Genomic DNA, 13,276 nt, shown 5'->3' on the forward strand with positions numbered 1-13,276 from the left:
AATTTTGTAATTGTTTTGGCATTGGCGAATTGGGAGGAGATCGAGTCGTATGGGTGTACAAAAGTTCTGTGTTGTCTCAACAGCAAGTCGGTGTAAGTTCAAAACTCCTGCGTGAATTGGGGTCTGGTGCTCCGCAACAGCAAGCATTCACATACCGAGCGCGTAGAAGGCCGTGCCCATGTCGATGACACAAGCCGAATTCAGACGTCGCGTCGAGCAACACATGGCTGGTGACCTCGGTGACAACGAAGGCGTGCGCTGCAACATCAAAGAAATCTATGAGATCGTCCGCAGCGACCCCGCAACTGCGCGGGAGTTCGTCGAGTTCCACCTCGCTTCTCAATCCGGCAATCTGCTGTTGCTCACGGCCGTTACCGGCGCCTATCAGATGGCAACTGGTGACGGCAGCCTATGGCCTCGTCTCGAAAACCGCGCACAGGAAATCTCATATATCATGTACGAGATGGTCGAGATTTTTACGGCGTATCACCAAGCTGATCTGTGGGATCAGCTACCGGAGCGAAAGGCAGCGGTGGAATATTGGCTCGTGTCGGGCCGTGAGAACGCACGCTGCGACTTCTGCGAGGTGCCGCTACCTCAAGGTTCCGGATTTCTTGTCCAACGAGGGCCCGTCGACTTCGGGGGGCACATTGGCGCAATAATACAGATCGTCCATGGCGCCGAGCTGTTCTGCGATCGGTGCTTCGACGGGCCAGAGTTTCGAAAACACCGCCTGCTGCGCAAACCCCGCAGGCTGGAGGAGTGGGATCAGTATCGCGGCCCGCAGCAATTCGCCCAACATGATCCCCCCGACGTCACGCAAATATTTCTCGAGTGCAGCGCGGCCGAGCCGTCGCTCGACGCCCTTCACAAGTGGATCGACGATTACCGTCGTCCGGATGCGCCGCAAGGTTCCTTCCAGCTGAGACTGCAAGGTCGGCAAGCCGAGTTCTCCTCTCCAAAATTCGAGCAGTGGACCAAGTGGGAGAGACGCCTGGAGCAAGAGGCAGATCGCGCAGAGCAAATTCGCGAGACTGATCCGGAGTATGCGCTCGCTCTTGGGCGCACAGCTCTCAGGTTGTCTACAATCATCACCTCGCCGCTCTTTAAATTAAATACGCTTTCGTCGCTCATGGTGTTCTTCCGAAATATTAACCGGCCGCTTGAGCTGTCCGATGTCTTGGGGCAGTTGGTCGCTGCGGCGCGCTCACTGCTCGACCTTAAAGCGGGACCCGCCCTGGCCAAGAAGCAGGAATTTCTCCTACTATTCCTGACCGAGTTGACGGCGTGTCTTTCGAGGAGCGAACGACATGACGAAGCGCTCGCTCGCGCGTTCGAATGGCTCGCAGTCGCCAACAACACGAGCGGCCGTGAAGCAGCGAGGGAACCGCGCCGCTGGGTTGCGGAGTCGCTCTTTGCGTTTGGAAAATATGCGTTGACCAAGGAAGCATTGGAGAACAACGGCGTTGGACTCTTCATGTGGATGGAGATGGAAGCAGACATCGGTGAAACAGACGACAAGACTTGGGAACAGGGTGTTCTCTATGCGCGCACCCTGCGCGCCGGTGGGGAACTCGCGCAAGCGATCCAGATTCTCTCACGCCTCGTGCAGAAGATTCCACAATCTGTAGAGCGGTTCGAGGTCGGCTTGGCATTGAGTGAGCTCGGATTTGCCCTTGGCGATGTCGGGCATCGTGAGGAGGCTGCCGAAAATCTTCGCAAAGCCGCACTTGTTGCAGACGAAATCGGCATGGAACACTTGGCGGACCGCTGGCGAACAGCAAGTCGCGCATACGCCAACCCTGCGGACCTAGATATTTATGCAGTCGCCAAGGCTGACGACGACTTCTTCAATCGGGCGCGCGATATTGAGGAAGAAGCGCGCAAGACGAACAACCTGCTCGATCTGGCAAACGCACTAGCCAATCTTGCTTTAAGCGCTCCGCCCGACGAAGACGAGCGGTATTTTGAGAAATATCTGCAAACCGCGGAAAAGTTTGGGAAAAATACCGGCACCACTAGACTATATGCTATGTTCTCTGCCCGGCTATTCGCGACCGGGCGGCTTCGTGAATGCCGCTCCGTTCTGGATAGAGCGCAGGTCTTGCTCGACGGTCTGCTGTCGACGAACATTGACTCGGCTAGTCGGCAGGAGTTGGTATCGACCTTGTCGGACCTTCTCGATGTACGAACCGAACTGGCATCCCATGAAGGAAATTGGCCCGATGTGACGGCCTTCGGGGAACAGTTTAGAGCGAGAAATCTTTCACGGTGGATGAGGATCGCAAGACTTGGGGAGGGCTCGCAGTCCGACACTGGCGCAGACGAGTCACTGAGCTTGGCGATCCAGCGACATCGCGCTGCCGAAGTTGAGGCCGAGGTCCGTCACCTGCTCGGCGAAACCGACGGCGAAAGCCTGCGCGAACTGGACCGCCGCCGCCGCTCGGGTGCAGCATATATCCAGCACCGCCGGGGGTTGCCCGCGGCGGACTTGGATAAACACTTTATCGCTTGGAGCCACGTACACGACAAGCTCGCTAGCTTGCTCGAACCGGATGTCGGCGTCCTGTCGTTCGTCAGTTGCAGAAGGCGGACTGTCTGGACGCTCGCGTCAAAAGATCACGCGACCAATAGCCTTATGCTCGGCGGCGCTCGACACACAGACGAGGTCGATGCGAGTTCTGGCGTGCCGCTCTTCCGCAATTTGCCGTACGAAAGGCGGGCTTTTGTCTCCGAGACGATACAAAAGCAGCTCGGAGGCGCGAGAAGCGACCGCCACTTGAGGCTCGACCCCATTGTAGGCGCGGACCTGCCGAACGCCCTGCCGGTCTGGGAGAGCGAACTGGAGCTTATCGCACAGGCGGTCGAAAGGCGGGGCGTGAAGCGCCTGTTCGTCGTGCCACATCGTGAACTCGCACGACTCCCCTTCTGGGGGTTGGTGGATATATGCGAGCTTGATGCCATCAGCATCGTCCCGAGCGCCGAGGTTGCGGCCGCATGCCTGTCACGCAGCCGCAGCATGGAAGGCGACAGCCTACTTATTCCTGATCGGACCTCGACGTTGGCGTTTGCAAGGAGGGAACTTGCCGAGGTGTTGTCTCTTCGTGCGGATCACGGAACGGCGCGCATGGTCGACGACTACCCCTCGCTTACTGAAGAATCTCGGACTGCATCCGTCATCCACGTCGCGGCGCATGGTTATTTCAACAGTGACAATCCGTACGATAGTGGGTTCGGCATCGGTCCAGCGGATGGCGCGCGGCAATACTTCGATCGCTTCACGCCGCTGCACGAATTTTGCCCTTCCCGCGAACCAGGCTCAGGTGATATGCGGCTACTCACGGTCGCCACGGTTATGAGCGAACTGCGGCTGGATGCATGCCGGCTTGTCGTGCTGTCGGCCTGCGAGTCGGGCGTCCCGCGGATACATAGTGGCGGCGAACTGACCGGGTTGCCAAACGCCTTCCTGCTCGCAGGGGCAAAGTCGGTCATCGCTAGCTTATGGAGGGTGGATGACCGCGCAACATACCTCTTGATGCGGTATTTCTACGAGGAATGGTGCGGAGGGCGCGGCACCGAGCCGTCACCTGCGGTAGCGCTTGCTAAAGCCCGCCAGAGGCTGAAGCGTACCGACAGGGTGGCGGCGCAGACGGTACTCGGTTCCAATGATCTGTCCCATCTAGTGGGCGAGTATCCATTCGAACATCCCCGCTTTGTCGATGCATTCCACTGCTATGGTGCTTGGTAGACGATCCGCGCCCGCAAGGCCAAGATGTGTTTGTAGCCGTCGTCATGACTGACCTTGCAACCGCATAGTCGCATGCGATTTGAGTGATGGTGTTGGGAACGGCAGGAACTTGTTCGAACTCGCAACGATGACCGATGATGGCGATGGAACCAAAACTACCAACAGATGAAGAATTCCTCGCTCTTCGAAGCTTCGCCGGACAGCCGGTCGGGACCCGACCGAGGATACAGCGTTCCTGAGCGAAGCCGTGAGCATGCTGCGCGCTGGAAACATCTTTCCGGTCGACACCGACATCAGTCAGAAGGTGAAGGAAATGTTCGACCCCCAAAGAGCCTTTCGGGGTTGGGCAACCCAGGCACTGCGAGATCACGCCGTTTCGTTTCTGGGCGCCGACGAGCAATACCTCCGCTCGATTCCAGTCGGAATGCTGTTTTTGCGTGAACTCAACGGCCATGCCATCAAGACGCCTCGTGGTGGCGCAGCCATAATCCTCGACAAATGCATTCTGGTCATTGAGGGCATGCTGGCGCGCTGCATGCTCGCACTGACCAGTTGGTCATCGCCAGAGCCCTTTGTCGGGAACAGACCCCCTCAGATTTCGTAACAGCGATCCTTTGTTTGGCGAATTTCGACGTGACCGCCGACTATCGGTACCTCGACCGTGTCAAGGTTCGTCACTGCCCCTCGCTCGATCCATGGGACCTTCAGAGCGTTAAGCTCGGACTTCTCGCCTCGGCGGAATTGGGCGACTGCAACTTGCACAGCAGCGCGCGTGATCTCTATCTAGACCGGAAGGTCGACGGTCAGATCGACGACTGCCCTAGGCGCAAAGGAAATCGTTTCCGGTCCCTTGCCGATGTCCACCTCCTGGGAAAAGACGTCTCGGACCCCGGTTTCGGGCTTTCCGCCGATCGCCGTTTGCCGAGGATAGGCCAAAGTGATCTTGTACGGCTTGCCCGCTTCGACAAGATATCCGCCGGACGGGGGAAACCGCCGCAAATCTCGCCCCATGACTCGCTGGAAGCGCGCCCTGAAACCCTCATTGCGCAGCGTGCCGGCGATTCCCGCATGCACGGCGACGGCGTCGGCCGCCTGCTCGATTGTCACGATGATAGTCTTCAAATCCCTCACCGGCCCGGTGACCCGCAGTGAGAGCCATGCCTTGGTTTGGTCGATGGCAGGCGGAACAGGCTCGGTCGGCGTGGACCGAATGCCCAATTGCTCGAATATGCGCATCATCCCTGCACTGCCGCCGGCCAATATCGCAGCACTGATCAGCCACGTCGCACTCCAGGCATCGGACGGCGGGACCATTATATCCCCAGCAAATGCAGAGACGCTGCGACGAAATACATCCAGTGCAGGAAAGTTATACGTCAACACTGCACTCACAACAAACATGATGGGCGTGCGCCAGCCTGCGACAGAAAAGAACTCTCGAAAGAGCCGCCATTGGAAAAGCAGCCCAAAGCCCGACTCGAACAATACCACCACGCCAAAGAAGGCCAGCAGCAGAGCGCCGATTGTCGCGTAGTCTGGCTGAGCCTCGGTGGGCGACGCCGCCAAAGCAGAGACAGGCATTCCTAAGGCGAGAGTAATCGCGAAGATGGTTACGGCTCCTCGCCGAAAAAATAATATCTGTTCGCACGGATTTTCCATTTTCCCCTCGCCGCTAAACAAATGCATTCGCTTGGTCGGCGGATGATTTTAGCTCAGTCTCGCGGCCTGGACGTGCATCCAGTCGAAATCGCGGGAACGTCCAAGGCTGATCCAGCCCTCCGCCTCCCAGATTTTCCAAAAATCCTGCGCATCCGGCTTGGCAAGACGGGCTTCGGCATGATGCGTTTTCAGGGCGTTTCGTTCGGGATCGAAATCGATCGCAATTCCCCAACTATGCATGCTGTAAGCGCTGCCGCCGCGCATTTTTCGGACGTTCAAGGAGCCACCGAACAGGTCGATGCCAAGCGCCTTGCGTGCGGCCGCGTCGTAGGTCTGCGCGATTTTTGCAAAAGCCCGGCCAGCACTGGCGTGAACCTTTTCATGCACGCTAATGCGATTTATCGTGACTGTCTTCTTCCATGCGAGCTTCATTGGGAAAGGGAGATCGAGCGCCTTCTGGTTGAGACCTACCCCGCCGTAAAAGGCCATGCAATCCTTCTGCAACGGCCATGCACCTGAGGCCGCGCTAGGCGGCGAAGGAGCTTCGACCGGATCCGTAGTCTCAGGCGTCTGATCACCTAATAGTGCTGCTGCCGTGATTGGGCCGACCTTGCCATCTGCCGTCAGACCCTCTGCAAGCTGAAATGCCATGATGGCATTTGTCGTCTGTGCCCCTAGCCGCCCATCCAAGGGGCCAGGATTAAATCCCAATTCTTTCAAACGGTTCTGGATATCTATTACCCTCATAGCTGCCCTCGTTAGCATTAAAGAATAATGACACTAAGCAAGAATTCTTCAGCAAATCACGGATAAAAAGTTGAGTCAACTCGCTGAACGCAGTTCGACCCGACAATAATCGGCCCAGATTCGCTAAGAACAAATTTTCTTGCCAGCATTTAGGATGGCCGTTTTCGTGCCTGCGTGTTCGAGCATAACGAGGCGTGCGCAACATTGATTATCAATCTGTCCTTGGCATTGAGTAGATTATTGGGTTTGAGGCGTGGCCGGAAAGGGTGACCCGAACTCGCTGGCCGCTTCCGCGAACCAGGAATCCGCCCAACCGCCGGCTTTCAGTACCGAGCCGTCCGCTCCCAGATCATCACGGAACACGCAGGGCGACTGGCGCTTGGCCGTCGGGTTGCCGCGTGCGGCGGCGCAAGCCGGCTGCGACGGATGGCAAGCCACCAGATAGCGTGTGTCCGCGCTCTTCAATGGATCATATTCCTGATAGCACCACGCGTATTGCGGCCTCTGATCGACCCAAAGAGCCAGCGGCGTCGAGATATAGATGTCGAGTTGCGACCCGGCGCCGATTGATGCATTGGGCCTGGGTATGAGAGTCAGACCCTGCACAGCGAGATCGTCCGACAACGCCACCACGTCCGGGCCGGCTTGCCTCTGATTTCCATAGCGGATTTCATTAAGGCCGGCCGCGCCGCCGTCGCGCTGCACACCGCCCAGATTCCAGCCGAACGACACCAGCCTGTCCATGATCGCCCGCGCGTTGCCGCGCTGGAAGTCGCCGGCGAACTGAAGCGTGACCGGGGTCGCCGGCCGCGATCCAAAGCCCAGATTGCGTTTGAGCAGGTCGAGAGCCTGGCGAGCCGCGATTTGCTTGGTGGTGAATTCCGCATCGAAATCAGCCGCGGCCAAACGAGCCGTTTTGGCTTGCTGGGCAAATGTCGAATTGGACCAGAGCGTCTGCGGCAAGGCGGCGAGCATCGATATCAGCCGTTGCTGAGCGGGCAGATCGAGCCCAGCACAGACGAGTGTCCTTATCGGATCGCCGGGGCGCAACACTGGAGCAGGGGCATGACAACTGTCCGGCACCGGATCGTTGGGGCCGACTTGCAGAACATGAAACTGCGCCATCGCTGCCAGCGTATCAATCACGTCGCGCTTGAAATTGTCAGGCGCAGCGCCGCCAACGAACACGGCAACATCATGTTGCAGACCCTGAGCCCAGTCATCCGGCGAATCGATCTGCGCGACCAGCTTTTGCGAAACTTCGGCATAGTTTGGGGGCGGCACGAAAGGCAATTTAGACAGCAGCGCGCTGAACTGATCCGGGAAAGCGAATATTGCCGCCACAACAACGACCGCCAAGATTGCCGACAGCACGATTCCGATGCGCTTGGCGTCCCACACCCGGGGTGGATATTTGGGCAGATCGACAATGTCCGTTTCGGTTGGGCGCGGGGGCAAAGGCTCTTTTTCCGCTTTTGCTATTCCAGCGCCGACAGGATCGATGACAGCCCCACCCGTTATCGCGCGGTCGCCCGCATGCCCTGTTTGCCCATTCACCGGCGGTGGCGAACGTGCCGCCTCAGCCACAATCTGTGCGAGCTTCGGCGGTGGCAAAATCGCTGCCTCGCTAAGCAGAGCTGATGGCAAAGGGTTGAAACTGAACCTTCTGCTCAGCGACGAATTACACCAGGGAAGCTGCTGGTTGTCCGTCGCGGCCAAAACCGCTGATGTGACATCGGTCATGATGTCGTTGATCGACATTCCAGGTGATTCGATATGATCGAGAAGTGCGGCCGTGAAAGGGCTGTGCCCACCTTCACCGTCCAATGCGACAGTGCCGGGCGCCGTTGCGAAGGCAATGAAAGAGCCTTGCGTGATTTCCATCCTGGCCAGGCCGCGGGTGACGCCGAGACTCTTTGTCTTACCGGGCTGGCCCCGGTAGAGCGACCGCACGAACGGATTGTCGCGACAGCAATCGAGCAGAAGAATGCTGATCTTTGCCCTTTGGTCCATCATATCGAGCTGGTCCTGGAGCTTGATCGTCTGCCGGTTGAGCTGACCTTCGTTGTCCAGCTCCGCGTCCACCGGAACCAGGTAATTCTCGCCGTTCACCTGTAGCCCATGGCCTGCATAGAAAAGGAGTGCCGCATCCGCACCTTTGATCCTTTCCGCGAAGACACTGATCTTCTCGTCCATTCCGCTGACGGTTAGATCCAGCCCTTCGATCACCTCGAAGTGCAGCTCCGTCAACACCTTGACGATGGCGCGCGCATCCTTGGGCGGATTGGTCAGCGTGGAAGCATTCAAATAGCCACCATTGCCGATCACCAGCGCAACGCGCCGTTCCTGCGCCGCGTCTGCCTTGGCTTTCCCTGCTTCCTGTATAGGCACCTGGGTCCCTCAGATGTCGAATTCTAGGCCAGTTTTCCCTGCCTCGGGAAACAGACACTCGTAGTTCCAGCACTTCTTCAGCTCGGCGTCATCCCATTGGTTCGTGCTGTTTTGCCGGAAATTGAAGATCAGCGTCTTTTTGCGTTCTGGATCGGCCTTCAGGATGCGCGCGATGGTTTCCGCGTGCGGATGACCGTGCCGCGAGCCGTCGGTGGAAAAGGCAAAACGCGTGCAGTCGATGATGTTCAGAAGCGATGGCGAGGTGTTGGCCCTGCTGCCATGGTGGGAGACCTTCAGGCAGTCGAGCCTGTAGCGATCCGTTTCGGAGGCTCCCAACTTGCGAAGCGAGGCTTCGACGATGTCGGGATGGGAATCCGCCCCCATCAGCACGCGCTTACCGCCAAATTCCGCGACGAAGGTTATGCTGGTCCCGTTCGGCTTCGTGGTGTCGATGGCGAACTTCCGGGCCGCTAGGTCGTCGACATTGAGACTTCCAAGATGTTCCCGCCCCTCAACCAGCGCAGCGGTCAACTCGTCCGGATCGACGGTTCGCAGACCAGCCTTCTCCAGTTCAGCGTCCCAGACCGGAAGAAGCTGCGATAGTTTCATATCGGATGGCGACAGTATAGTTAGCTTGAGACCGCCTTCGAACGTCAGTGGCGCACCCGCTTCGGGACTGTCGAGCGAAACGATGCCGCTCGCGAATTGCGCGTTCCACGGCCATTTGCTCGTTACAATGCCGGCGGTCACCTTCTCGGCCTGGGCGGCGCCCAGAAACTCTCGGTCCAGCGGTGCGCTTCGGATCTTGGCATCGACTAACTGCGCATGCGCGTTGAACCAGACATTCTTGGCCTTGATGGGCAGCGTTTCTTCCTGAAAAAGCGGCACCGCGCCTTCGATGTGGTCGGCGTCGATATGGCTGATGGTGAAAAGTTCGAAACTGCCTATTTTCTCAAGCAGCGGCTTTAGCGCCCGGTAGTCACCGGTGCGTCCGACATCGACGAGCGCGTGATGCAGAGTGTCTTTGCCCCATGTGAGCATCAGCGCGTCGCCTTCGGAGGCCGGATGCATGGCGAGCTTGAACGTCGGCAAGATCTTCTCCTCATCGTCAAGGCGGATGACCGTGAAGGCGCGCGCCGGGTCGACGCGGTTGGCGAGCTGGCGGGCGGCCTTGCGTCGCCCAGCGAGTTCGGCATCTTCACCCGCGATGCTTTCTAGCCCACGGGCCAGCCATTCGACCGACAGCGAATAGATCGGCACACCTCGATCAAAGCCCTCGAACAGCCATTTTTTCGCTTCGGCGATCTCCTCGGCATTGCGCGCGCGCACCAGCAGCCGGCGGCCGAGGATGATCGGGCCATCGGGAATGCCGGGAAACCAATTGGCCAGGTTCCTGAGCCACGGATCCCACCGCTTCTCGACATCGGTACTGGACGTTGCTACAGCCACCAGGGCGCCTGCCAGTGCTGCCAGGGGATTCGTTCGCTTGCCGGACATCGCGTCCACTGCCTTGTCGGTCAACCCGCTGTCGAGCAGTTTGTCGGCAGTAATCATGTCGCGCGAGGCTATGAAGCCAAGCAGGCCCCCCCAGATCCGGTCCTCGACGATGACGGTGCTCAGCATCGCCTCGCTCGACGCCGCCCTGTCCACGATGAGATAGGGGTTCCAACCACCCTTCGAATAAAGGCCATCAAAGCCCAAGCTTGGAATCACGGCAAATTCCTGACGCTTTGCCACTTTGATCAACGCAAACAGCGGACGATCTTCTGCCCATCTTCCACCTGACTTGAACCGCACCTGGACATTGTCTTGGATGCCGAGCCGCATCACTCGCCCATCGTCACCGCCATTGGCCATCTCCAGCCGCGGCTCCACCACCCGTCGCTTTAGAAGGTTGATTTCGACGTGCGAGAAGACATTGGCCGCGACCGGAGCAAATTCCGGCGCGCTTTGCGTGGCGGTCTCCGTTGGAAACAAACTCTCAAGGGCTTCTGTTTCCTTCCCATGCGCCAGCGTTAGGACTGCACTAACCCCGCCCATGGCTCCGGATACAATCGCCGGTGCCAGCCATTCCTGCGGCGAGGTCTGCATGGAAAACTCGACCCTCAGGATCACGTCCTTGGCCAGTTTGACATCTTTCGTCTGCGTGTGGCCGTCCGGGGTGCGAAGCACGATCGTATAGTCGCCGTCCTGAACCTCCAGCGACGCTTCTCCGCCAATTGGAACGGTGAGCTGCTTGACCGGCTTTTTCGCCTCGCCGCGCCAGATAATATCGGCGACACCCCCGGCCACGATTTGTACCGTGCTATTCAAAGCGATGACGAGTTCTCCCCGCGTTATCAGGCTGCGTCCGACGTCCAGCTGGCCAATCACGGTTCCGGCCGCCTGAGGTGCCTTCCTCAACTCAAGGAATATCGCCGGCGCATAGGCTCTCCTTTTCGCACTGCCGGCAGCCTCACCGTTCCTGACAGCCGTGGCCTGAACGTCCGCCAATATCGGCACCGTCATCATCCGATATGGCGATTCACTCTCCTCGCCTTGGATAGTGGCGCCTTTTCCAGGATCGGCGGTAACGGTGATTACGCTGTCCGGCCATTCCGCCGGATCCTTAAAAGAGACAAAAACCGGCACCTGCTGCTTTTCGCCGGCAAAGGTGATGTCAAAAGAACCGGCCATTTTCCCGCCCGGTGTCTGTGCCCTCTCGTCCTGCCGGCGGTGCAGCGCAAGCAGGCTGTCGATCTTGTCGACAAGTGTTCCAGGTCGCACCGGCCAGCCGTCCTCGGCGGGATCGCTCGCGACGCCGTCGAGCGCGTTGATCAAGGCATCGGCGAAAAGCGTGGTCTTGTTGGTGCGCCCCGTCGCAACCTCACCGAGCGAGGTGGCTGCGATCACCCACTGCTTTCTGGGTTCGCCGTGGTCGTCCTCGGACCGGCTCAGAGAAATCAGCTTGGTACCCAGTTCTTCATCCCAGGGCAGGCGCATTCCTGTCGGAACACGACAGCAGTCGAAGAGCAGGAGCTGAGCGATAGGTGTCGCATTCTCGAGCGCCCCGGCGAGTTGTTCGATCTTCGACATGCCCGAGGTTTTGTCGAGGTCATCGAGACCATAGTCCTCGAGCAGGAAAGCGGTCTGATTCCTGAAGCTCTCTCCATGGCTGGTGACATAGAGGATGGCGAGATTGTCCTTGTTCGTATTGATGCGTCTCACCCAGGCCTTCACGGCCTCGGCAACCTCCTTGAACGTCGCTCTCGGAACCTCGCCGCCGGCATAGGACGCCAGCCCTGTGCCGCCGTCTGCTTCGGCCTCCGACAGCAGGATGGCGACGCTACCGAGGGGACACTCATCGTTCCGGTAGCGGGCGTTCGCTCCATCGACAAACCAGTCGGCAATGGCACGGGCGGAGACCGTCGTGCTGGTGAGCATACCCAGCTTCGACGACTGATAGGCACCGACGCCAACAATCAGCACATGGGCAGCCGGGTAAGCCGCTCTCGCAGCGTCGAGGTAGACAAGGCCAGTTTTGCGGAGCGGATCACCGGGTGGAAGCAGCATCGATCACGCCAGCGCAAACTTGGGAAAGGGAAATTTCTTCGGCGCAGGCGCCGCCGTGGTCACATAGCTGCGCATGGCCACGTCCATCATCAGCCAACCCCAGTTGATCAGTTGTGCCTGTTCCTGGTCGGAAAAGGGGTCGAGCCGGGTGCGCATGCGCGCAAGCCGTCCGGTCAACGCTGGATCGGCTTGCAGGACCTGAACGGCGGGATATTCTGTTGGATTGCAGTCGATGCCGCTGAAGGCCGGCACGCGCTGCTCAGCCGCGCATTCTGCGAACAGAAGCCGCTTGCGCAATGCCCGCGCCTGATCGGTGGCGATATCGAGCGCCCGCAGAGCCTGCTTGGGCCAGAATGCCGTAGCTGTTTCTTCGGTGCCGAAGGGAGCACCTGCGTCGCTGACGATGACCGGGTTGAAATCGTCCACCGTTTCCAGCCCGAGATTGTCGTAAGCACCGCCGTCCGTGAGCGAAAGGGTACGTGTGTAAGTTGAATCGCCGTAATGCACGGCTCCCTTCCGTTTCACCCAGCTCTTGGCATCCACCGTGATTTCGACCGGCGACAGGACAGGTGGAAATGCGCTGGAAGCCGCGACGGCCACGGCAAGCCGCACCTTCGGCCTGACGATCTCCCCGATGCTGAAATCGGCCAGCCGTACCTTCATCAGCCGAACCAGACGGCCGGTCTGCAGATTGGTGGCGTTGAACACGAATTGCGGCGTGTCGGGCAGATCCTGCAAAGTGATGCCCTTGAACATCTCGTCATACGCGTCAGCTAACACATCTCCGATTGACTTGCCGGGAAGCACCGTACCCCAGCCGACTGCCATGGTGTCGAGGGACCGACGGCAGAAGATCCGCAGCGGCGCGATGACTTCCGTATCGAGATTGGTAACGACTCCCTTCTCGACGTTGAGGCGTGGCCATGCGGCCGCCAGCATGCCGCTGGCGATCGAACCACCGGAGACGCTGGATATTCGGGTGACTTTGGACAGGTAGCCGAGTTCATTGAGCCGCATGAGCGCACCGCAATGATAGAGTGTTGCCCTAAATCCGCCGCCCGAAAGCGCCAGCGCCGGTGTCTTTCTGTCGACCGACTCCGCTTCGGCCTTGACGTTTTTCGCCACGTTCTCGTCTCCATTTCGATCGCTCCGCTCGTCAGCGCTTTAGCGGCCAGGCTC

At 59.0% G+C, this 13,276-nt stretch carries 7 protein-coding genes; 2 read left to right on the forward strand and 5 right to left on the reverse strand.

The window, feature by feature from the left end; all coding sequences use genetic code 11:
- The first annotated feature begins 178 nt into the window (after positions 1-178).
- Both NKJ89_RS03535 and NKJ89_RS03540 read left to right on the forward strand, forming a co-directional pair.
- Positions 179-3,748: a CHAT domain-containing protein gene (locus NKJ89_RS03535; RefSeq protein WP_352599909.1), complete on the forward strand. Its 3,570-nt coding sequence runs from the start codon at positions 179-181 to the stop codon at positions 3,746-3,748.
- 247 nt (positions 3,749-3,995) lie between these two features.
- Positions 3,996-4,352 (forward strand): hypothetical protein, encoded by a 357-nt coding sequence (locus NKJ89_RS03540; RefSeq protein WP_352599911.1) that lies wholly within the window; start codon positions 3,996-3,998, stop codon positions 4,350-4,352.
- 179 nt (positions 4,353-4,531) lie between these two features.
- On the opposite strand, the gene NKJ89_RS03545 is transcribed toward NKJ89_RS03540, so the two are convergent.
- From NKJ89_RS03545 to NKJ89_RS03565, 5 genes are all read right to left on the reverse strand, one after another.
- Positions 4,532-5,434 carry a hypothetical protein gene (locus NKJ89_RS03545; RefSeq protein ID WP_352599912.1) on the reverse strand — a complete coding sequence of 301 codons (903 nt, stop codon included), beginning with the start codon at positions 5,432-5,434 and terminating at the stop codon, positions 4,532-4,534.
- A 21-nt stretch (positions 5,435-5,455) separates the two neighbouring features.
- Positions 5,456-6,154 carry a peptidoglycan-binding protein gene (locus tag NKJ89_RS03550; protein WP_352599914.1) on the reverse strand — a complete coding sequence of 233 codons (699 nt, stop codon included), beginning with the start codon at positions 6,152-6,154 and terminating at the stop codon, positions 5,456-5,458.
- A 237-nt stretch (positions 6,155-6,391) separates the two neighbouring features.
- Positions 6,392-8,545 (reverse strand): caspase family protein, encoded by a 2,154-nt coding sequence (locus NKJ89_RS03555; RefSeq protein WP_352599916.1) that lies wholly within the window; start codon positions 8,543-8,545, stop codon positions 6,392-6,394.
- A gap of 9 nt (positions 8,546-8,554) precedes the next feature.
- Positions 8,555-12,097 (reverse strand): ComEC/Rec2 family competence protein, encoded by a 3,543-nt coding sequence (locus tag NKJ89_RS03560; RefSeq protein WP_352599918.1) that lies wholly within the window; start codon positions 12,095-12,097, stop codon positions 8,555-8,557.
- 3 nt (positions 12,098-12,100) lie between these two features.
- On the reverse strand, positions 12,101-13,222 hold the full coding sequence (locus tag NKJ89_RS03565) for a patatin-like phospholipase family protein (RefSeq protein ID WP_352599920.1): 1,122 nt from the start codon (positions 13,220-13,222) through the stop codon (positions 12,101-12,103).
- Between the last annotated feature and the right edge of the window lie 54 nt (positions 13,223-13,276).

This window comes from Mesorhizobium sp. M0047 (assembly GCF_040323315.1).
Classification (GTDB): Bacteria; Pseudomonadota; Alphaproteobacteria; order Rhizobiales; family Rhizobiaceae; genus Mesorhizobium.

Excerpts from the sequence above, each read along its gene's own strand:
- NKJ89_RS03535 (WP_352599909.1), top strand. The coding sequence starts at position 179 with ATGTCGATGACACAAGCCGAATTCAGACGTCGCGTCGAGCAACACATG.
- NKJ89_RS03545 (WP_352599912.1), bottom strand. The coding sequence starts at position 5,434 with ATGCATTTGTTTAGCGGCGAGGGGAAAATGGAAAATCCGTGCGAACAG.
- NKJ89_RS03550 (WP_352599914.1), bottom strand. The coding sequence starts at position 6,154 with ATGAGGGTAATAGATATCCAGAACCGTTTGAAAGAATTGGGATTTAAT.
- NKJ89_RS03560 (WP_352599918.1), bottom strand. The coding sequence starts at position 12,097 with ATGCTGCTTCCACCCGGTGATCCGCTCCGCAAAACTGGCCTTGTCTAC.